18 protein-coding genes and 1 tRNA gene are annotated in these 19,354 nt (G+C 69.6%); 10 read left to right on the plus strand and 9 right to left on the minus strand.

The window, feature by feature from the left end; genetic code table 11:
• Nucleotides 1–3: 3 nt before the first annotated feature.
• Together BXA03_RS11395 and BXA03_RS11400 are read left to right on the plus strand one after the other, a co-directional pair.
• Complete coding sequence (locus BXA03_RS11395) at nt 4–978, plus strand: YheT family hydrolase (protein ID WP_076507443.1); 975 nt, start codon at nt 4–6, stop codon at nt 976–978.
• 137 nt (nt 979–1,115) lie between these two features.
• On the plus strand, nt 1,116–1,655 hold the full coding sequence (locus BXA03_RS11400) for a DUF2946 family protein (RefSeq protein ID WP_076507446.1): 540 nt from the start codon (nt 1,116–1,118) through the stop codon (nt 1,653–1,655).
• 138 nt (nt 1,656–1,793) lie between these two features.
• Here BXA03_RS11400 and BXA03_RS11405 read toward each other — a convergent pair whose 3' ends face one another.
• The 4 genes from BXA03_RS11405 to BXA03_RS11420 all read right to left on the minus strand — a co-directional run bounded on the left by BXA03_RS11405 (nt 1,794) and on the right by BXA03_RS11420 (nt 8,575).
• A complete protein-coding gene (locus tag BXA03_RS11405) occupies nt 1,794–2,375 on the minus strand; it encodes a c-type cytochrome (RefSeq protein ID WP_234983657.1) in 582 nt (193 codons plus the stop codon).
• Nucleotides 2,376–2,611: 236 nt separating this feature from the next.
• Entirely contained in the window at nt 2,612–4,066 is a 1,455-nt protein-coding gene (locus BXA03_RS11410; protein WP_076507452.1) for an efflux transporter outer membrane subunit, read from the minus strand.
• A 13-nt stretch (nt 4,067–4,079) separates the two neighbouring features.
• Nucleotides 4,080–7,253, minus strand: coding sequence for an efflux RND transporter permease subunit (locus BXA03_RS11415; RefSeq protein WP_076507454.1), 3,174 nt, complete (start codon nt 7,251–7,253; stop codon nt 4,080–4,082).
• A gap of 50 nt (nt 7,254–7,303) precedes the next feature.
• Nucleotides 7,304–8,575 carry an efflux RND transporter periplasmic adaptor subunit gene (locus BXA03_RS11420; RefSeq protein ID WP_076507457.1) on the minus strand — a complete coding sequence of 424 codons (1,272 nt, stop codon included), beginning with the start codon at nt 8,573–8,575 and terminating at the stop codon, nt 7,304–7,306.
• Between the two features lie 268 nt (nt 8,576–8,843).
• On the opposite strand from BXA03_RS11420, the gene BXA03_RS11425 reads away from it, so the two are divergent.
• Together BXA03_RS11425 and BXA03_RS11430 are read left to right on the plus strand one after the other, a co-directional pair.
• Nucleotides 8,844–9,545, plus strand: coding sequence for a TetR family transcriptional regulator (locus BXA03_RS11425; protein ID WP_369822418.1), 702 nt, complete (start codon nt 8,844–8,846; stop codon nt 9,543–9,545).
• Nucleotides 9,502–9,576, plus strand: a tRNA-Arg gene (locus BXA03_RS11430). The genes BXA03_RS11425 and BXA03_RS11430 overlap by 44 nt, the downstream gene beginning before the upstream one ends.
• 267 nt (nt 9,577–9,843) lie before the next feature.
• Here the strand turns inward: BXA03_RS11430 and rsmI are convergent.
• Entirely contained in the window at nt 9,844–10,785 is a 942-nt protein-coding gene (gene rsmI / locus BXA03_RS11435) for a 16S rRNA (cytidine(1402)-2'-O)-methyltransferase (RefSeq protein ID WP_076507460.1), read from the minus strand.
• Between the two features lies 1 nt (nt 10,786).
• Here rsmI and BXA03_RS11440 point away from each other — a divergent pair, with 1 nt between their 5' ends.
• From BXA03_RS11440 to BXA03_RS11450, 3 genes are all read left to right on the plus strand, one after another.
• A complete protein-coding gene (locus tag BXA03_RS11440; protein WP_076507463.1) occupies nt 10,787–11,179 on the plus strand; it encodes a YraN family protein in 393 nt (130 codons plus the stop codon).
• Between the two features lie 252 nt (nt 11,180–11,431).
• Nucleotides 11,432–12,043: an SIS domain-containing protein gene (locus tag BXA03_RS11445; RefSeq protein WP_076507721.1), complete on the plus strand. Its 612-nt coding sequence runs from the start codon at nt 11,432–11,434 to the stop codon at nt 12,041–12,043.
• Nucleotides 12,040–12,810 carry a BON domain-containing protein gene (locus BXA03_RS11450; RefSeq protein ID WP_076507465.1) on the plus strand — a complete coding sequence of 257 codons (771 nt, stop codon included), beginning with the start codon at nt 12,040–12,042 and terminating at the stop codon, nt 12,808–12,810. The genes BXA03_RS11445 and BXA03_RS11450 overlap by 4 nt, the downstream gene beginning before the upstream one ends.
• Nucleotides 12,811–12,849: 39 nt before the next feature.
• Here BXA03_RS11450 and BXA03_RS11455 read toward each other — a convergent pair whose 3' ends face one another.
• The 3 genes from BXA03_RS11455 to BXA03_RS11465 form a co-directional block, all read right to left on the minus strand.
• A complete protein-coding gene (locus tag BXA03_RS11455) occupies nt 12,850–13,776 on the minus strand; it encodes an NAD(P)-dependent oxidoreductase (protein WP_076507467.1) in 927 nt (308 codons plus the stop codon).
• 98 nt (nt 13,777–13,874) lie between these two features.
• Complete coding sequence (locus tag BXA03_RS11460; protein WP_076507469.1) at nt 13,875–15,011, minus strand: PilT/PilU family type 4a pilus ATPase; 1,137 nt, start codon at nt 15,009–15,011, stop codon at nt 13,875–13,877.
• An 85-nt stretch (nt 15,012–15,096) separates the two neighbouring features.
• A complete protein-coding gene (locus tag BXA03_RS11465; RefSeq protein ID WP_076507471.1) occupies nt 15,097–16,140 on the minus strand; it encodes a type IV pilus twitching motility protein PilT in 1,044 nt (347 codons plus the stop codon).
• A 48-nt stretch (nt 16,141–16,188) separates the two neighbouring features.
• On the opposite strand from BXA03_RS11465, the gene BXA03_RS11470 reads away from it, so the two are divergent.
• The 3 genes from BXA03_RS11470 to BXA03_RS11480 all read left to right on the plus strand — a co-directional run bounded on the left by BXA03_RS11470 (nt 16,189) and on the right by BXA03_RS11480 (nt 18,963).
• A complete protein-coding gene (locus BXA03_RS11470) occupies nt 16,189–16,902 on the plus strand; it encodes a YggS family pyridoxal phosphate-dependent enzyme (protein ID WP_076507474.1) in 714 nt (237 codons plus the stop codon).
• Between the two features lie 87 nt (nt 16,903–16,989).
• The gene (locus BXA03_RS11475) at nt 16,990–18,270 is read left to right on the plus strand and encodes a Glu/Leu/Phe/Val family dehydrogenase (RefSeq protein ID WP_076507477.1); all 1,281 of its coding nucleotides are present in this window, start codon (nt 16,990–16,992) and stop codon (nt 18,268–18,270) included.
• 84 nt (nt 18,271–18,354) lie between these two features.
• Nucleotides 18,355–18,963, plus strand: a complete 609-nt coding sequence (locus tag BXA03_RS11480) for a DUF2242 domain-containing protein (RefSeq protein ID WP_076507480.1) — start codon at nt 18,355–18,357, stop codon at nt 18,961–18,963.
• On the opposite strand, the gene BXA03_RS26860 is transcribed toward BXA03_RS11480, so the two are convergent.
• Nucleotides 18,923–19,324 carry a response regulator gene (locus BXA03_RS26860; protein WP_076507483.1) on the minus strand — a complete coding sequence of 134 codons (402 nt, stop codon included), beginning with the start codon at nt 19,322–19,324 and terminating at the stop codon, nt 18,923–18,925. The genes BXA03_RS11480 and BXA03_RS26860 overlap by 41 nt on opposite strands.
• Nucleotides 19,325–19,354: the final 30 nt, after the last annotated feature.

Raw genomic sequence — 19,354 nt, forward strand, 5'->3', positions numbered from 1 at the left:
GGGATGCAGGCCTTCGTCGCGCCCCGCTGGCTGCCGGGCGGCAATGCGCAGACCATCTGGCCGGCCCTCTTCGGCCGCCGGTACACGGGCGCCCCCCCACTGTACCGGCGCGAGCGCTGGCGCGCGCCTGACGGCGACTTCGTCGACATCGATTTCCAGGACGCGCCCGACCCTGTCACGGCCCCTCTGCTGGTGCTTTTCCATGGCCTCGAAGGCTCGTCGCGCAGCCACTATGCCGAGGCCCTGGCCGCGGTCGCGCGCGAACGCGGGCTGGGCTTCGCGGTGCCGCATTTCCGCGGCTGCAGCGGCGAGCTCAACCTCGGGCCGCGGGCCTACCACTCGGGCGACCATGAAGAGGTGGGCTGGGTGCTGGCGCGCCTGCGCGAACGCAGCCCCGCCGGCGTGCTGGCCGTGGGCGTTTCGCTGGGCGGCAATGCGCTGCTGCGCTGGGCCGAGGAGGCGGGCGACAGCGCCGCCGCCGTGGCGCTGGCCGTGGCCGGCGTGAGCGCACCGCTGGACCTGGCCGCCGGGGCGGATGCCATCGGGCGCGGCTTCAACCGGCTGGTGTATGAGCGCATGTTCCTCTCGACCATGAAGCCCAAGGCGCTGGCCAAGCTGGCGCAGCATCCGGGTCTGTTCGACGCCCAGCGGCTGCGCGCCGCGCGCAGCCTGCGCGACTTCGACGACCTGTTCACGGCGCCCCTGCATGGCTTCAAGGATGCGGTGGACTACTACGCCCGCGCGGCGGCCGGGCCACGGCTGGGCGACATCCGCATACCCGCGCTGGTGCTCAACGCCCGCAACGACCCCTTCGTGCCCGGCGAAAGCCTGCCGGTGCCGGTACGGGTGACCAATCCGCGCGTGACCCTCTGGCAGCCGCTGCATGGCGGCCATGTCGGCTTTCCGCAGGGCGGCTGGCCCGGGCATGTGCGGACGATGCCGCAGGCGGTGGTGGACTGGCTTCTGGCCCATCGCTGAAGCCGCGCGGGATGACGAGGCCGGCGCTGTCCGGCGCGCCGTCCACCGACCGGTCCCGGCTGGGTGTCGGCCATGGCTCACCCAGGTTGGCGGCATGGGCGACATCGCATCGAAACGTGGGCGCGGACAATGGCGCCATGGATGACATCGTCAAACAGGCACTGGCCAAATGGCCCAACGTGCCGCACTGCTACGGTTGGCTGGGTCTCGACGCACGCGGCCAGTGGTACATGCGCGACGACGCCACGCAGGCGGCCGGCCCCTTTCCGCGAAGCAAGGGATCGCTGCTGCGGCATGACAAGCTGATCGACTTCATCCAGCGCAACTACGAGCCGGACGCCACCGGCCAGTGGTTCTTCCAGAACGGGCCCCAGCGCGTGTATGTGGAACTGGAGGCCGCACCGCTGGTGTGGCGCGTAATGGACGACTTCTCGCTTCACACCCACACCGGCCAGTCCGGGGAGCTGACGCGCGTGCTGATGGATGGGGAAGGGCGGCTCTACATCGCAACGCCGTCGGGCCTGGGCATCGTCCACACGCAGGACATGGGCCTGGCGGCCGATGCGCTGGAACGGGGCATCTGGCCCGCGCCGGAAGAGATGACGGCGGCCGAACTGCCCGAGCGCTTCGGCTTCGTCCGAAGCCCCGCGGCCACACACGCTTCTGCGACGCGCTGAGGGCGCTGCGAGGACGCCGCGCCGGTTCGCGGGCGCAGGACGCCCATGGCCTGCCTACACCCCAAAACAAGAAAGCCGGCGATCTGCCGGCTTTCGTAGGGGCCCGCTCTGCGACGGGTGGGTTTGTGCAGCCTGCGCCTATTGCTTGGCGGGCATCGCACCGGCTGCGGCCGGCGCTGCGGCGGTCGAAGCCGCCGGGGCTGCACCCGCCGCCGGTGCGGCATCGCCTGCGGGTGCAGCGGCCGCCGGAGCGGCCGGCTCCTCGAACTTGGCGCCGCCCGAGTTGGCCATGTAGGCCACGGCACGGCTGATCTCCACGTCGCCGAAGTCGCCGCCACCTTGAGGCGGCATGGCCCCCTTGCCCTTGAGCGCATGCTCGGTCAGCGTCGCCAGGCCCTGGCCGATACGCGGGCCCCAGGCCGCAGCGTCGCCGAAGTGGGGGGCGCCGGGAATGCCGGGAGTGCCATGGCAGGCGGTGCACTGGGTCTTGAAGACGGTCTCGCCGTTGGCGAGCGGGCGGTTGGCGTCGCGGATCTCGACCATGCCCACCTTGCGGATGCGCTCGGCGACGTCGCGGTCACGGGCATCCTGGCTGACGCCATAGAGGTTCATGTTGTCGCCGGTGGCCGCACCGGAGGGCTTGAGCCCGGACACCACGAAGAGCACCAGCCCCGCGATGATGAGGATGGGGACCACGAAGCCGAAAAGGACCGCGAGCATCAGCTGCTTGGGATTCTTGATCGGGCCCGTATGCGCCTCTTCAGTGGCCGGAGCCGGGTTTTGCGCGCTCTCGCTCATCGCTGTCCTCGGTATCGGGGGCTATTGGAAAACAGCGTTCGATTATAGGGACGGGGGGTGTGCGGACGGGCCTTGGCTGACCCGGGATAACCCCCGCACCCCCGTGTGTCGCCGAGTCCTGATGCAGATCAGCAAACCCCCAGCCCGTGGCGCGTTGCCTACTGCGCGCCTGCCGCCTGCTGAGTCGTACTCGTCCAGCCGCCACCCAGCGTCTTGTAGAGCGTGACCTGGTTCTGCAGCAGCGCGAGCTGCGTCTGCACGGCCGTCTGGCGGGCGGTGAACTGCGAGCGCTGCGCGTCGAGCAGGTCGAGCGCACTGGCCACGCCGTTGCGGTAGCGCAGGTCCGACAGGCGCAGGCGCGTGCCTTCGGCCTCGGCCTGGGCGCGGGCGGCACGGGCCTGCTCGCCCAGCGTCTCGCGGCCGGCCAGGGCATCGGCCACTTCGCGGAAGGCGGTCTGGATGGTCTTCTCGTACTGGGCGACCGCGATATCGCGGCTGACGCGCGCCGAAGCCAGGTTGGCCGAGTTGGCCCCGGCGGTGAAGATCGGCAGCGTGAGGCTGGGCGCGAAGCTCCAGGCGCGCGTGCCGTCGCCATTCCACAGGTTGGAGAAGTCCGAACTCACCGTGCCGATGGAGGTGGTCAGCGCAATGCGTGGAAAGAAGGCCGCGCGGGCCGCGCCGATGTTGGCGTTGGCCGCGACCAGCTGCTGTTCGGCTGCGCGGATGTCGGGCCGCTCGGTCAGCAGGTCCGAGGGCAGGCCGGCCGGCACGTCGGGCATGGCGCGCACCGTGGCCAGGCCGCCGTTGTCGCCGGCCAGACCTTCCAGCGCGCTGGAAGGCACCGGCGCGCCCAGCAGCAGCGCGAGCGCGTTCTCGTCCTGGCGGCGCAGGCGGATCTGCTGGGCGTAGGTGGCGCGGGCGCTCTCGGCCAGGGAGACGGCCGACTGGTAGTCCAGCTCGGAGGCCACGCCATTGTCGAAGCGCAGCTTGGTGAGCTTGAGCGTCTCTTCGCGCGTGCCGAGCGTCTGTCGGGTGATGGCCAGCAGCTCTTCGTCCGCGGCCAGCGCGAGCCAGCCGTTGGCGACCTGCGCCACCAGGGCGATCTGCGTGGCCCGGCGCGATTCCTCGGTGGCGAGCGCGCGGGCCTGCGCTGCAGCGCTCAGGCTCTGAATGCGGCCGAAGAAGTCGATCTCCCAGGCCGTCACGCCCAGACCCACGGAATAGCTCGACGACACCTTGGGGGCCGACGAGCTGTAGGCGCGGGCCGAGTTGGGCTCGGAGCGCGAGCCCGTCGTGCTCAGGCCCACCGTCGGGAAGAGCGCCGCGCGCTGCACGTCGAACTGCGCGCGGGCCTGCTCGATGTTGAGCACGGCCACGCGAAGGTCGCGGTTGTTGTCGAGGGCCGTCTGGATCAGCCCAGCCAGCCGCGGGTCGGAGAAGAAGGCCTGCCAGGGCACGTCCACCGCCGCCTTCGCGCCGGCCGGTTGGGCCGGGTCGCCCGGGAAGGTGGTGGGCACCGGCGCATCTGGCCGCTCGTAGGTCGGGATCAGCGAGCAGCCGCTGGCCAGCACGGCCACGGCCAGGGCGAGCGGTGCGAAACGCATCGTCTTCATCGGTTTGGGTTGATCAGCCATGGTTGTCGGCTCCGGATTCTTCCTGAATACCCGCTTCCTGGGCATGGCGCTTGTTCATTTCCTGCTGCCGCTTGCTGCCCTTGAACAGCGTGCGCACCACCACGAAGAAGATCGGCACGAAGAACACGGCCAGCGCCGTGCCCGTCAGCATGCCGCCCAGCACGCCGGTGCCGATGGCACGCTGGCTGGCCGAGCCCGCCCCCGAGGCCAGCACCAGCGGCACCACGCCCAGGCCGAAGGCCAGCGAGGTCATCACGATCGGGCGGAAGCGCAGATGGGCGGCTTCGAGCGCGGCGTCGATGGCGCTCTTGCCCTGCGCCTGCAGGTCCTTGGCGAACTCGATGATCAGGATGGCGTTCTTCGCCGACAGGCCGATGATGGTGATCAGGCCCACCTGGAAGTACACGTCGTTCGAGTAGCCGCGCAGCAGCGTGGCCAGCAGCACCCCCAGCACGCCCAGCGGCACCACCAGGATCACCGACAGCGGGATCGACCAGCTCTCGTACAGCGCCGCCAGGCACAGGAACACCGCCAGGATGGCGAAGCCATACAGGATGATGGCCTGCGAGCCGGCGAGCTTTTCTTCACGCGACTGACCCGTCCATTCGAAGCCGAAGCCCGGGGGCAGCTGGCCGGCCAGCTTCTCCATCTCGGCCATGGCCGCGCCCGAGCTGTAGCCGGGCGCCGCCTCGCCGCTGATGCGCATGGCCGGGTAGCCGTTGTAGCGCACCGTCTGCTGCGCGCCCTTGATCCAGCGCGTGGTCGCGAAGGAGGCGAAGGGCACCGGCTGGCCTTGCGTGTTGGAAGCGTTCAGGCGCAGCAGGTCTTCGGGCTGCATGCGGGCCGGTGCGTCGGCCTGCACCACCACGCGCTGAAGACGGCCGCGGTTCGGGAAGTCGTTGATGTAGCTCGATCCCAGCGAGGTCGACAGCGCGGTGTTGATGGCGTCGAAGTTCACGCCCAGCGCCTGCGCCTTGTCGCGGTCGATGTCGATCTGCAGCTGCGGCGCGTCTTCCAGGCCGTCGGGGCGGATGGCCGTGAGCACCGGGCTCTTCATGGCCATGCCCAGCAGCTGGTTGCGGGCATTGACCAGTGCGTCATGGCCCTGACCAGAGCGGTCCTGCAGCCGGAAGCTGAAGCCGCTGGCCGAGCCCAGCTCGGGAATCGGCGGCGGGCTGAGCGGGTAGATGAAGGCATCGCGCACGCCCGACAGCGCACCGAAGGCGCGGCCGGCCAGCGCGGAGGCCGCGTTGGCCTCGCCTTCGCGCTCCTTCCAGTCCTTGAGCGTGACGAAGGCGATGCCCGCGTTCTGCCCCTGGCCCGAGAAGCTGAAGCCCAGCACGCCCACGATGCTCTGCACCTGCGGCTGCTTGAGCATGTAGTTCTCGACCTTCTCCATGACGGCCTCGGTGCGCTCGAGCGTCGCGCCCGGCGGCAGCTGCACGTTCACCAGGATGTTGCCCTGGTCTTCCTGCGGCAGGAAGGAGGTGGGCAGGCGGGAGTACACGAACACCACGCCGCCGATGATGGCCAGGTAGATGATGAGATAGCGCGCAGCGCGGCGCAGCAGCCGCGACACGAAGCCCTCGTAGCCCTTGGCCGTGCGCGAGAAGCCGCGGTTGAACCAGCCGAAGAAACCGCGCTTCTCGTGGTGGTGGCCGGCCTCCACTGGCTTGAGCAGCGTGGCGCACAGCGCCGGCGTGAGCGACAGCGCCATGAAGGCTGAGAAGGCGATCGAGGCCACCATCACCGCCGAGAACTGGCGGTAGATGTTGCCGGTGGAGCCGGCAAAGAAGGCCAGCGGCACGAACACCGAGATCAGCACCACCGTCACGCCGATGATGGCGCCGGAGATCTGCTGCATCGCCTTGCGCGTGGCCTGCAGCGGCGGCAGGCCTTCCTCGCTCATGATGCGCTCGACGTTCTCCACCACCACGATGGCATCGTCCACCACGATGCCGATCACCAGCACCATGCCGAACATGGTCAGCACGTTGATCGAGAAGCCCAGGGCCAGCAGCGTCGCGAAGGTGCCCAGCAGCGCCACCGGCACCACCAGCGTCGGGATGAGCGTGTAGCGCCAGTTCTGCAGGAACAGGAACATCACCAGGAACACCAGCACCACCGCCTCGACCAGGGTCTCGACCACCTGGCTGATGGAGATGCTGATGAAGGCCGAGCTGTCGTAGGGGATCGTGTAGCTCACGTCCTGCGGGAAGAAGCGCTTGAGCTCGTCCATCTTGGCGCGCACCGCCTTGGCCGCCTGCAGCGCGTTGCCCGAGGGCGACAGCTGCACGCCCAGGCCCACCGCCGGCTTGCCGTTCAGGCGCGCCGAGGTGGCATAGCTCTGGCCGCCGATCTCGATGCGGGCCACGTCCTTGAGCCGTACGGTCGAGCCGTCGGCGTTGGCGCGCAGCACGATGTTGCCGAACTGCTCCACCGACGACAGCTGACCCTTGACCACCACGGTGGCCGCAATGGCCTGGCCGGTGATGTTGGGCAGGTCGCCGATGGTGCCGGAGGCCACCTGCGCGTTCTGGTTGCGGATGGCGGTGTTGACGTCGGCCGCGCTCAGGTTCAGGCCCTGCAGCTTGGCCGGGTCGATCCACACGCGCATCGCCGTCTCGCTGCCGAAGAGCTGCACCTGGCCGATGCCGGGCAGGCGCTGCAGTTCGGGCTGGATGTTGCGCGCGGCGTAGTCCCCCAGCTGCGTGGTGTCCACGGCCGGGTTGGTCGACGACAGCATCGTGAACAGCAGGAAGTTGTTGCGCGACTTGTCCACGCGCACGCCCTGCTGCGTCACGGCCGAAGGCAGACGCGGCGTCGCGCGCGACAGCCGGTTCTGCACGTCCACCTGCGCCAGGTCGGCGTTGGTGCCGGGCTCGAAGGTCACGGTGATCGAGCCGGTGCCGTCGGCCTGCGCCACCGACTCCATGTAGATCAGGCCGGGCGAGCCGTTCATCTCGCGCTCGATGACCGACAGCACGCTGTCTTCCAGCGTCTGGGCCGAGGCGCCGGGATAGGCGGCGTTGATGACGATGGCGGGCGGTGCCACCGGCGGGTATTGGGCGATCGGCAGCTGCGTGATTGCCACGCCGCCCATCACCAGGATGAACAGGGCGATCACCCACGCAAAGATGGGGCGATCGATGAAGAACTTGGCCATAGAAGTGCTCGCGTTCCTTCTTCGTGATCAGTCGGGGTTGCGGGCCGGCGTCATTGCTTGGCCGGGGCAGCCGCAGGGGCGGAGGCCCCAGCGGCCGGGGCGGCTGCGGCGGCCGTCGGCGGCTGCCAGGGCACGGCCTTGACCGGCGTGTTCGGCGGCAGCATCTGCAGCTTCTGGAAGCCGTCGACCATCACCTGCTCGCCTTCCTTGAGGCCGTCGGTGACGATCCAGCGGTTGTCCTTGCCGGCAGTGATCTTCACGTTGCGCTTGGACAGCTTGCCGTCCTGGCCCACGATGGTCACGGTGTCGCCCTGGTCGGTGCGGGTGACGGCCTGCTGGGGCACGCTGATGGCCTTGTCGACCTGGGCCTGCTCGGCGCGCACGCGCACGTACATGCCCGGCAGCAGTTCGCCCTTGGGGTTGGGCAGTTCGGCGCGCAGCGTGATCTGGCCCGTGCTCGGGTCCACCGTGAGGTCCGAGAAGAGCAGGCGGCCACGCTGCGCGTATTCCGTGCCGTCCTCCAGGACGACGCGCACCTCGGCGGCGTCCGGGCCACTGGCGCGCTGCAGCTTGCCCTGTGCCATGGCGCGGCGCATGCGCATCACCTCGGTCGCCGACTGCGTGAAGTTGACGTAGAGCGGATCGATCTGCTGGATGGTGGCGAGCTGGGTCGCTTCGCCCTGGCCCACCAGCGCGCCCTCGGTCACCAGCGCGCGGCCGATGCGGCCCGAGATCGGCGCCGTGACGGTGGCATAGCCCACGTTGATGCGGGCCGTGGTCACCGACGCGCGGCCGGCCAGCACGTCGGCCTCGGCGGCCTTCTGCGAAGCGATGGCGTTGGCGTAATCTTGTTTGCTCACCGCGTTGGCCTCGACCAGGGGCTTGTAGCGGTCGGCCAGTGCCTTGGCCTGCGCCGCATTGGCCTCGGCACGTGCCAGCGTCGCCTCTGCGCTGCGCAGCGTGGCCTCGTAGGGCGCGGGATCGATCTTGAACAGCGGCTGGCCGGCCTTCACGTCGCTGCCTTCGGCGAACAGACGTTTCTGCAGGATGCCCGCCGCACGGGCACGCACCTGGGCGATGCGGGTGGACTCGAGCCGGCCCGGGAGCTCGGTCACCAGCCCGACCTCACCCGCCTTGGCCACCACCACACCGACCTCGGGCGGCGGCATGCCACCGCCCGGAGGCCCGCCGGCCGGTGCCGCGGCTTCCTTCTTGCCGCAGGCCACCAGGGCGAGGCTGAGGAAGACCGCGGTGGCGGCGAGGGTCAGGGGGGAGCCGGGACGGAACAGCGAACGACTTGCGACAACATGCGAAGCAGGCATGCGAATCCTCTTGAAGTGGGATTGAAAGAGACGGAGGAAGCGGGGTGCGCCGCGGATCGATCATGCGTGCAGGCAGATCGGGCCACCAGAAGCTTGCCGAGGCAGCGAGTTTACATACATTCTTGAATGTATAGTGGGCACCCTCACGTTTCGGTTTATTTCGTTTTCTTGCCAAGGAGATGCCGTGGTACGGCGCACGAAGGAAGAGGCCCTGGCCACCCGCCATCGATTGCTCGATGCGGCCGAGCGGCTGTTCCAGACCCATGGCGTGTCGCGCACGTCATTGCAGCAGATCGCCGAAGAGGCGGGCGCCACCCGCGGTGCGGTTTACTGGCATTTCAAGGACAAGGCCGATCTCTTCAACGCCATGATGGAGCGGGTCACGCTGCCCATGGAGAAGGGCGTGCGGCAGGCGGCGGAGCCGGCCGGTGTCGATCCGCTGGACCTGATCGAGCAGGGCATGATGCAGGCGCTCGGGCTCATCGCCGACGACCCGCAGGTGCGCCGCGTCTTCCAGATCGCCGTTCACAAGGTGGAGTACACCGACGAGATGGCCTCGGTGCAGCAGCGCCACCTGGGCGCACGCGATGCCTGCGTCATGGACTTCGAGAAGGCGCTGCGTCTGGCCACCCGCGTACGCCGCCTGCGGCTGCCGGTGCCGGCCCGCACGGCGGCACAGGGCCTGCATGCGTTGATGTCGGGCCTCATCGACGATTGGTTGCTCGACCCGGGTGCCTTCGATCTCGTGCCGGCGGGGCGCCGGCTGTTCGGCGTGTACCTGGCCGGCCTGGGCCTGCCGCGCCGATCTTCGGAGCGGGAACTGGCGCAGCCGCAGAGCGAAGCGTCGCGGCCCGCGCGGGCCGATCATCTCTCGCGTCGAAGATCGGTCATAATGCCGGGTTCGCAGCCGAACCCGGCGCGAATCTCTCGCTGTATTTCAACGGATAGAATTCGGCCCTCCGAAGGCTGAGATCCAGGTTCGATTCCTGGCGGCGGGACCAGACACAGGCCCGGAAGCGTGCAAGCGCTTCCGGGCTTTTTCTTTGGCCGCGTTGCCTGCCTGCGTCGGGGTGGGGCGGGCATGGGCCAGGGCCGGTCGAGTGGAAAAAAAGAAACCCGCCGAAGCGGGTCAATGCAGCCCTCGAGGGGGAATCAAGAGTCGGGAAGCTGGGCTGCCGGGGCAGTGTGCGGTTCGATCTGGGAGGAATCTGGTGGGCCGGCCACATCTGGGCGAAATCCATGGGGTGCATCAGCGGCAGCGGTCAGGCTCATTCCTCCGTGCTGCGCCAGGCCAAGGCCTGCGCGTACAGCGCATTGCGAGGAGCGCCCGTGATGTCGGCGGCCAGCCGTGCCGCGCTCTTGAGCGGCAGTTCGGCCAGCAGCAGTCGCAGCACGCGCTCGGCCTCGGCGCCGATGCCGTCGGCCTCGACCTGGGCGGGCTGGGGATGCAGCAGCAGTGCGAACTCGCCCCGCGTGCGCTGCGCCCCGGCGGCCAGCCAGTCCGCGAGAGTCTCGGCGGGCACGGTGACGATCTCCTCGAACTGCTTGGTCAGCTCGCGGCCGACGGTCACCGGCCGCGCGCCCAGCACGGCCAGCGCGCGCGCCAGGGCCTCGATACGGTGCGGGGCCTCCAGCAGCACCACGGCGCGCGTTTCGCTGGCCAGCGTCTGCACGGCGGCATCGCGCTCGCCGGCCTTCGTGGGCAGGAAGCCCGCGAACACGAAGGCGCTGCCGCGGGCGTCGTCATGTGCGCCTGCGGCGCTGAGCAGCGTGGTCACGCTGGATGGGCCGGGAATCGGCAGCACCCGCTGGCCCGCGGACTGGACCGCGGCAGCCAGGCGGGCACCCGGGTCGCTCACCCCCGGTGTGCCGGCGTCGCTGACGTAGGCGATGCGCTGGCCCTCGGTCAGGCGTGTGATCACAGCCTGCGCGGCCTCGGCCTCGTTGTGCTGGTGCACCGCCAGCAACTGGCTGCCGGGCCGGTCGATGCCGCAGGCGCGCAGCAGCTGGTGGGTGTGGCGCGTGTCCTCGCAGGCGATGGCATCGACCAGCTGCAGCACATGCAGCGCCCGCAGCGACAGGTCGGCCAGGTTGCCGATGGGCGTGGCCACGACATAGAGGGTGCCCTGCGGATAATGCTGGCCGCCGGCCGCGTCGCGGGCGGCCTGGACAGCGGCGCCGAAAGAAGCAGCCGAGGGGAGGGTGTTCAAGATGGGTCTTCTTCCGTTCAAGCGGGGGGCGGTGGCGCCCCCGACCACCAAGCGCCTGGGCGACGCCGCCGAGGACGCTGCGCTGGCCCACCTGCGCAAGGCCGGGCTGGTGCTGGTGGCGCGCAATTATCGAACCCCGGGCCGCGGCGGCGGCGAGGTGGACCTGATCATGCGCGAGCCGGGCGGCACGCTGGTCTTCGTCGAGGTGCGCAGCCGCTCGCGCGGCAGTCACGGCGGGGCGGGCGCCAGCATCACGTTCGTCAAGCAGCGCCGCATCATCTTCGCGGCGCGGCACTACCTGATGCGCCTGGGCTCGCCGCCGCCCTGCCGCTTCGATGCGGTGCTGGTGGAGGACGAGATCCGCTGGGTGCAGGGTGCGTTCATGATGGAGTGACCCGCACAGGCTGCAGGGTTCGCGCTGCGTCACCTCGTTTTCAGGCCGCGCACCTCGCGCCCTGGGCCAGCCAGCTCAGCGGGTGGCCTGGCGTGGCCAGCTCCACGGCCTGCTGTCCGGGGCCCTGCTTGCCTGCTCTGGGATGGTGGGCGCCACGGCTTGTTGCCAACGGGCGGGAACCAGACACGGCAGCGGCGGTCGCAGGCTGGGCCCCTTTGGCCCGAAAAGCGCACGTCTATGATTCCGGACAGCATGGTTGAACAACGTCTACAACAACATTTCATCGACAGCGCCGATCTCAAATACCAGGCCGGTCCGGTGCTCAGCAAGCCGCTGGGACTGGCCGTTCAGGCCCTGCTGGCGGGCGTGACCAGCGGCCGCAAGGTGCTGGCCTGCGGCGCGGGCATCTCCGGTCTTCTGGCTGCGCAGTTCGCGGCCCAGTTCGTCGGCCGCTTCGAACGTGAGCGGCCTTCCCTGGCGGCGCTGGCGCTGCCCTGCATCCCCGACGATCCGTTGGCCGACACCCGCCAGTGCGCCGATGCCGCCGGCCTGGCCCGCCAGGTGCGGGCGCTGGGCGAGGCCGGCGACGTGTTGCTGGCCATCAGCCCGCGCGGCGAGTCGGCAGCCGTGCTGGCCGCCGCGGCGGCGGCGCACGAGCGCGACATGTGCGTCATCGCGCTCACCGGCGGCGTGGGCAGTGGCGCGGGCGGCGCGCTGGGCCGGGCGCTGCGCGAAACCGATGTGCAGGTCTGCGTGCCGCACGACCGTCTTTCCCGCATCCACGAAGTGCACCTGGTGCTGCTGCACTGCCTGTGCGACGCCGTGGATGCCCAACTACTTGGCGAACAGGAGCTTTCCGCATGACCACCCCCTCCCCGACGACGATCTTCCGACACGGCCAGCGCCTGGCCTGCGCCTGCCTGGCCGTTGCCGCGCTGGGCGGCAGCCTGGCGGGCTGCGTGCCGCTGGTGGTGGGCGGCGCCGCCGCTGCCGCGGGCATCGGCACCCTGGCACTGGACCGTCGCAGCTCCGGCGCGCAACTCGACGACCAGGCGATCGAGCTGCGGGCTGCCGCCCGCATCCGCGAGATCGCGAACGGCGACATGAACGTGACGGTGGTCAGCTTCAATCGCACAGCCCTGCTGATCGGCACCGTGGGCAGCGAGGCCGACAAGCAGCGTGCCGGCGAGGTGGTGCGCACCGCGCCCAATGTCCGGGGCATCGTCAACGAGGTGGTGGTGGGGCCGGCCCTCAACATCGCCCGGCGTTCCAACGACACCTATCTGACCACCAAGGTCAAGGCTTCGCTGCTGGATGCGTCCGACGTGCCGGCCAACTCGATCAAGGTCGTGACCGAAGGCGGCGTGGTCTACCTGATGGGCCTGGTCACCCGCCGCGAAGCCGACCGCGCGACCGACATCGCGCGCGGCATCTCGGGAGTGGAGAAGGTGGTGCGGGTGTTCGAATTCGTCAGCGACGACGGCCAGGCTCTGCCCGGCGGCGTCGGCCCCTCGCAGACCGTGCCCGGCACCGACGGCGCTCGCGTGCCGCTGCCGCCGATGGCGCCGCTGCCCGCACCGGCGGCTGCCCCCGCGCCCGTTCCGGGCGTGGTCACCTCGCCGGTGCGCTGAGCCCGGGGGGCTGCGCCGGTCGCGCGGCGGTACGCGGGCTTACTTCAATCGGGTAATGAGGCTGGAGGTGTCCCACCGTGCGCCGCCGGCCTGCTGCACGTCGGCATAGAACTGGTCCACCAGCGCCGTCACCGGCAGGCGGGCGCCGTTGCGCTTGGCTTCGTCGAGCACCAGGCCCAGGTCCTTGCGCATCCAGTCGACGGCAAAGCCGAAGTCGAAGCGGCCGGCCACCATGGTCTTGCCGCGGTTGTCCATCTGCCAGCTCTGCGCGGCACCCTTGCCGATCACGTCGAGCACCTTCTCCATGTCCAGGCCGGCGCGCTGGCCGAAGGCGACAGCCTCGGACAGGCCCTGCACCAGCCCGGCAATGCAGATCTGGTTGACCATCTTGGCCAGCTGGCCTGATCCGCTGTCGCCCAGCAGCGTGACCGCGCGGGCGAAGGCAGCGATCACCGGCTCGACCTGTGCGAACACTGCGGCATCGCCCCCGCACATCACCGTCAGCAGGCCGTTCTGGGCCCCGGCCTGGCCGCCCGAGACGGGGGCATCGATGAAGTGCAGGCCCTGGGCGGTGGCCGCGGCGGAGAGCTCGCGTGCCACCTCGGCCGAGGCAGTGGTGTGGTCCACGAACACCGCGCCAGCCTTCATGCCGGCGAAGGCGCCAGCGTCGCCCAGCACCACCGAGCGCAGGTCGTCGTCGTTGCCCACGCAGCAGAAGACGATGTCGGCACCGGCCGCCGCTTCACGCGGCGTGGGCGCGGAGGCATGGCCGCCGCCCGCGCCGAATTCCTGCACCCACGTCGCGGACTTGGCGCCACTGCGGTTGTAGACGGTGACGCGGTGGCCGGCAGCCGCCAGGTGGGCTGCCATCGGATAGCCCATCACGCCCAGGCCGAGGAAGGCGACGGAGCGGGCCGGGACGGCGGCGTAGGACTTGGGATTGAAGGAGGGGGAGGGTGTGCTCATCCCGCTAGCTTAGCGGCGACCGGCCCGCCAGACATGCGCGCAGCCCGGCTTCGTAGCCTGCGCAGGCGGTCGGCGGCGCAGGCCGGCCCGCCCCCCGCTCACAGCACCGACAGATGCTCGGTGCCAGAGCTCAGATCGCGCGTGCGCGCACGCTGGCTGTGCAGCTTGATCTGCAGGCGCAGGTCGTTGGTGGAGTCCGCGTTGCGCACCGCGTCCTCGTACGAGATGGCGTACTGCTCGAAGAGGTCGAACAGCGCCTGGTCGAAGGTCTGCATGCCGAGGTTGCGGCTCTTGCGCATCACCTCCTTCATCTCGCCGACCTGGCCCTTGAAGATCATGTCGGCAATCAGCGGCGTGTTGAGCATGATCTCCACCGCCGCCACGCGGCCGCGGCCGTCCTCGGTGGGAATCAGCCGCTGCGAGATCATCGAGCGCAGGTTGAGCGACAGGTCCATGAGCAGCTGCTCGCGCCGGTCGTCGGGGAAGAAGTTGATGATGCGGTCCAGCGCCTGGTTGGCGTTGTTGGCGTGCAGCGTGGCCAGGCAGAGGTGACCGGTCTCCGAGAAGATGATCGCGTTCTCCATGGCCGTGCGGTCGCGGATCTCGCCCATCAGGATCACATCGGGCGCCTGGCGCAGCGCGTTCTTCAGCGCCGCCTCCCAGCTGTCGGTGTCGATGCCGATCTCGCGTTGCGTGACCACGCAGCTCTTGTGCGGGTGGACGAACTCGATCGGGTCCTCCACCGTGACGATGTGGCCCTGGGTGTTCTCGTTGCGCCAGTCGAGCATGCCGGCCAGCGTGGTCGACTTGCCCGAGCCGGTGGCGCCCACCACGATCACCAGGCCGCGCTTGGTCATGGTGACTTCCTTGAGCACCTGCGGCAGGTTCAGCCCGTCGATGGTGGGCGGCGTGGTGGGGATGGTCCGCAGCACCATGCCCACGCGGCCCTGCTGCACGAAGGCATTGACGCGGAAGCGCCCGTAGCCGGCGGGCGAGATGGCGAAATTGCATTCGCGCGAGCGCTCGAACTCGGCTGTCTGCCGGTCGTTCATGAGTGCGCGTGTGAGCGCCAGCGTGTGCTGGGGCGACAGCGGCTGCTGCGAGATCTTGACCACCTTGCCGTCGATCTTCACGGCCGGCGGGAAGTCGGCCGTGATGAACAGGTCGCTGCCCCCGCGGCTGACCATGAGTTTCAACAGGTCGGTGATGAACTGGCTGGCCTGATCGCGTTCCATGGTGGCTCCGGAAAGGGGGGGATTGAAGGGGCGTGCGGCGGGGCGCTGGCACGCCCGTCGGGGGCGTGCGCAGCCGCGAGCCCGGTCAGCCGGGGAAATTCTCGGGTGTCTTGGCCTTGCCGCGGGCTTCCGCCGGGCTGATGACCCCGCGGCGCACGAGGTCGACCAGGCATTGGTCCAGCGTCTGCATGCCCATGCTCTGGCCGGTCTGGATGCTCGAATACATCTGCGCCACCTTGGCCTCGCGGATCAGGTTGCGGATGGCCGGCGTGCCCAGCATGATCTCGTGCGCGGCCACGCGCCCGGCGCCGTCCTTGGTCTTGCACAGCGTCTGCGAGATCACGGCCTGCAACGACTCCGACAGCATGGCCCGCACCATCTCCTTCTCCTCGCCGGGGAAGACGTCGATGATCCGGTCGATGGTCTTGGCGGCGCTCGAAGTGTGCAGCGTGCCGAACACCAGGTGGCCCGTCTCGGCGGCCGTCAGCGCCAGGCGGATGGTCTCGAGGTCGCGCAGCTCGCCCACCAGGATCGCGTCCGGATCCTCGCGCAGGGCCGAGCGCAGCGCGTTGGCGAAGCTCAGGGTCATCGGCCCCACCTCGCGCTGGTTGATCAGGCACTTCTTCGACTCGTGCACGAACTCGATGGGGTCCTCCACCGTCAGGATGTGGCCGTACTCGGTCTCGTTCATGTGGTTGACCATGGCGGCCAGCGTGGTCGACTTGCCCGAGCCCGTCGGCCCGGTCACCAGCACCAGGCCGCGTGGCTTGAGGGCCAGCTCGCCGAAAATCCGCGGCGCATTCAGCTGCTCCAGCGTGAGCACCTTCGACGGAATGGTCCGGAACACCGCCGCGCAGCCGCGCTGCTGGTTGAAGGCGTTGACGCGGAAGCGGGCCAGGCCCTCGATCTCGAACGAAAAGTCGATCTCCAGGAACTCCTCGTAATGCTTGCGCTGCGAGTCGTTCATGATGTCGTAGACCATGGCATGCACTTCCTTGTGCTCCATGGGGTCGAGATTGATGCGGCGCACGTCCCCGTGCACCCGGATCAGCGGCGGCAGGCCGGCCGAGAGGTGCAGGTCCGACGCCTTGTTCTTGACGCTGAATGCCAGCAGCTGGGTGATGTCCACGGACGACCTCTCTAGACTTCGTGACGTTTTGAAACGGTTTCAGCGATTATGACTACGACGAGTGAGCAGCTCCAGCAGGTTCATGCACGGATCGTGCGCGCCTGCGAGGCGAGCGGCCGCCATCCGGGCGAGGTGCGGCTGCTGGCCGTCTCCAAGACCTTCGGCCCTGACGCCGTGCGCGACGCCTTCGCCGCGGGGCAGGGGGCGTTCGGCGAGAACTACGTGCAGGAGGGTCTCGACAAGATCGCGGCGCTGGCCGAGCTGCGCCCGCAACTGGAATGGCACTGCATCGGCCCGCTGCAGAGCAACAAGACGCGGCCCGTGGCCGAGCAGTTCGACTGGGTGCACAGCGTGGACCGGCTCAAGATCGCCCAGCGCCTGTCGCAGCAGCGCCCCGAAAGTCTTCCACCGTTGCAGGTCTGCCTGCAGGTCAACATCGACGGCGGCGCCAACAAGTCGGGCGCGACGCCAGAGGAGGCCCTGGCGCTGGCGCGCGACATGGCGGCGCTGCCGCAGCTGGTGCTGCGCGGCCTGATGGCCATCCCGGAGCCGCAGCCCGACGCCGCGGCCGAGCGGGCCGTCTTCATGCGGGTGGCCGAGCTGGCCGCCCGCCTGCGCGATGCGCTGGGGCTGCCGCTGGACACGCTTTCGATGGGCATGAGCGCCGACCTGGAGTCGGCCATCGCCGCCGGCAGCACGATGGTGCGGGTTGGCACGGCCATCTTCGGCGGCCGGCCCCGTGCCCTTGCCGCTCGCGCATAAGGTCCGCCGCCGGCTGCATGGCCCCTGGCGCGGCGCGGTCGGGCGGCCTATCGTCGCGGCCATCCGCACCACCGAGGCCTTTTCACCATGCAGCAGTCCAGCGAACTCTCGTACGTCCACCCGTCCTCCACCAGCCCCTGGGGCACCTACCTGTCGCAGGTCGACCGCGTGGTGCCCTACCTGGGCCACCTGGGCCGCTGGGCCGAGACACTCAAGCGCCCCAAGCGCGCGCTGATCGTGGACGTGCCGATCGAGATGGACGACGGCACCATCGCCCACTTCGAGGGCTTCCGCGTGCAGCACAACCTCTCGCGCGGGCCGGGCAAGGGCGGCGTGCGCTTCCACCCCGACGTCACGCTGGAAGAGGTGATGGCCCTGTCGGCCTGGATGACCGTCAAGTGCGCCGCCGTCAACCTGCCCTACGGTGGCGCCAAGGGCGGCATCCGCGTCGATCCCAAGAAGCTGTCGCAGACGGAGCTGGAGAAGATGACGCGCCGCTACACCAGCGAGATCGGCCTCATCATCGGCCCGCATTCCGACATCCCCGCACCGGACGTCAACACCAACGGCCAGATCATGGCCTGGATGATGGACACCTATTCGATGAACACCGGCTCGACGGCCACCGGCGTGGTCACCGGCAAGCCGATCCACCTGGGCGGCTCCCTGGGCCGGGTCAAGGCGACGGGCCGGGGCGTATTCGTCACCGGCCGCGAGGCCGCGCGCCGCCTGGGCCTGCCGCTGCAGGGCGCCCGGGTCACGGTGCAGGGCTTCGGCAATGTGGGCTCGGTGGCGGCCGAGCTCTTCGCGGAGGCCGGGGCCAAGGTGGTGGCCGTGCAGGACCACACCGGCACCCTGGTCAACGAAGGTGGCTTCGACATGCCGGCGCTGATGGCCCATTCGCGCCGCACCGGCGGCATCGCGGAATTCGGCGCCGGTGAGCAGGTGGACAACGAGGCCTTCTGGGACGTGCCCACCGACATCCTGATCCCGGCCGCGCTGGAGGGCCAGATCACCGCCGACCGCGCCCGCCGCATCACCGCCCGCCTGGTGCTCGAGGGCGCCAACGGCCCCACCGTGCCGCAGGCCGACGACATCCTGGCCGAACGTGGGGTGCTGGTGGTGCCCGACGTGATCTGCAATGCCGGCGGCGTGACGGTGTCGTACTTCGAATGGGTGCAGGACTTCTCCAGCTTCTTCTGGACCGAGGACGAGATCAACCAGCGCCTGGACCGCATCATGGTGGGCGCGCTCGAGCACATCTGGAACAAGGCGGACGAGCACCACATCACGCTGCGCACGGCCACGTTCGCAGTCGCGTGCGAGCGCATCCTCGCCGCGCGCCAGGAGCGCGGTTTGTATCCCTGAGCGGGAACCGTCTTTGCGCCGCCGCGTCCAAGCCACGCCCCAGCCGTCGGCGCGGGCGACACTTGCGGGATGACGACGATGCGAATGCGAGCGAGGCGCGGCTGGGGCGCCGTGGGAATGGTGGTGCTGGCGGCAGTGCTGGCCGGCTGCGGCAGCGCGCCGAAGCTCGGAACCGCGAAGGGGCTGGAGACCGAGTCCTTCGATGCGACCAACACCCACACCCGCATCTATGACGCGACGGTGGCCCAGACCTGCGAAGCGGCGCGCCGCGCGCTGCTGAGCCAGGGGTACATGATCACGGCCGCCACGGCCGAACAGGTGACGGGGCGCAAGAGCTTCCAGCCTGAGGGCGAGGTGCATGTGGAGGTCGAGTTCCGCGTGGTCTGCGCCCAGGAGCAGGGCGACGAGGGCAGGCCCGCCGCCATTGCCTTCGCCACGGCGGTGCAGGACCGCTACGGCCTCAAGAAGGTCAACAATTCGGCCAGCGTGGGCGTCGGCGCCTTCGGCTCGCTGTCGCTGCCTTTCAGCTCCAGCAATGACGCGATGGTCAAGGTGGCGAGCCAGACCCTGACGGATGATCGCTTCTATGAAGGCTTCTATGCGCTGCTGGAGCGCTATCTGGCGAGGGCCGAACCGGCCGTGGCCACCCCGGTCACCGAAGGTTCCGCGAGGCCGATGCCGTCGGTCCGCTAGCCGGAGTGGCCAGTGCGTCGGTGAGCGCGTCCAGCCCGAAGGGCTTGCGCAGCCATTGCGTGCCGGGCGGCAATTCGCGCGGTGGCGGCCGGCCGGTCGCAAAGATGATGCGCACGGGAGGCCGCACACCCAGCGCTTCGGCGAGATCCAGTCCTGAGAGCGCCGGCAGCCCCACATCGATCATCACCACGTCGAATGCGCCGTCGAGATAGCGGTCGCGCGCCGTTTCCGCGCTGCCCACCCCGGTTGCCCAATGCCCCAGCAGCTTCAGCATCTCCAGCGTGGTCTGCAGCACGTCCGGATCGTCTTCGACAACCAGGACGCGCAGGGCGGAACCGGTGGGAGGGGTGGTTTCGGACATGGATGGAGACGGCGCGGCAGCGGTTGGACG

The sequence above is a fragment of the Pseudacidovorax sp. RU35E genome (assembly GCF_900156165.1).
Taxonomy (GTDB): Bacteria; Pseudomonadota; Gammaproteobacteria; order Burkholderiales; family Burkholderiaceae_C; genus Xenophilus.

What these genes read in the sequence shown, in the direction of transcription:
- BXA03_RS11420 (WP_076507457.1), bottom strand. Translation starts at nt 8,575, where the DNA reads ATGCCTGCTTCGCATGTTGTCGCAAGTCGTTCGCTGTTCCGTCCCGGC.
- BXA03_RS11400 (WP_076507446.1), top strand. Translation starts at nt 1,116, where the DNA reads ATGGATGACATCGTCAAACAGGCACTGGCCAAATGGCCCAACGTGCCG.
- BXA03_RS26860 (WP_076507483.1), bottom strand. Translation starts at nt 19,324, where the DNA reads ATGTCCGAAACCACCCCTCCCACCGGTTCCGCCCTGCGCGTCCTGGTT.
- BXA03_RS11405 (WP_234983657.1), bottom strand. Translation starts at nt 2,375, where the DNA reads ATGCTCGCGGTCCTTTTCGGCTTCGTGGTCCCCATCCTCATCATCGCG.
- BXA03_RS11480 (WP_076507480.1), top strand. Translation starts at nt 18,355, where the DNA reads ATGCGAGCGAGGCGCGGCTGGGGCGCCGTGGGAATGGTGGTGCTGGCG.
- BXA03_RS11445 (WP_076507721.1), top strand. Translation starts at nt 11,432, where the DNA reads ATGGTTGAACAACGTCTACAACAACATTTCATCGACAGCGCCGATCTC.
- BXA03_RS11455 (WP_076507467.1), bottom strand. Translation starts at nt 13,776, where the DNA reads ATGAGCACACCCTCCCCCTCCTTCAATCCCAAGTCCTACGCCGCCGTC.
- BXA03_RS11475 (WP_076507477.1), top strand. Translation starts at nt 16,990, where the DNA reads ATGCAGCAGTCCAGCGAACTCTCGTACGTCCACCCGTCCTCCACCAGC.
- BXA03_RS11470 (WP_076507474.1), top strand. Translation starts at nt 16,189, where the DNA reads ATGACTACGACGAGTGAGCAGCTCCAGCAGGTTCATGCACGGATCGTG.
- BXA03_RS11415 (WP_076507454.1), bottom strand. Translation starts at nt 7,253, where the DNA reads ATGGCCAAGTTCTTCATCGATCGCCCCATCTTTGCGTGGGTGATCGCC.
- BXA03_RS11460 (WP_076507469.1), bottom strand. Translation starts at nt 15,011, where the DNA reads ATGGAACGCGATCAGGCCAGCCAGTTCATCACCGACCTGTTGAAACTC.
- BXA03_RS11440 (WP_076507463.1), top strand. Translation starts at nt 10,787, where the DNA reads ATGGGTCTTCTTCCGTTCAAGCGGGGGGCGGTGGCGCCCCCGACCACC.
- BXA03_RS11450 (WP_076507465.1), top strand. Translation starts at nt 12,040, where the DNA reads ATGACCACCCCCTCCCCGACGACGATCTTCCGACACGGCCAGCGCCTG.
- BXA03_RS11395 (WP_076507443.1), top strand. Translation starts at nt 4, where the DNA reads ATGCAGGCCTTCGTCGCGCCCCGCTGGCTGCCGGGCGGCAATGCGCAG.
- BXA03_RS11410 (WP_076507452.1), bottom strand. Translation starts at nt 4,066, where the DNA reads ATGAAGACGATGCGTTTCGCACCGCTCGCCCTGGCCGTGGCCGTGCTG.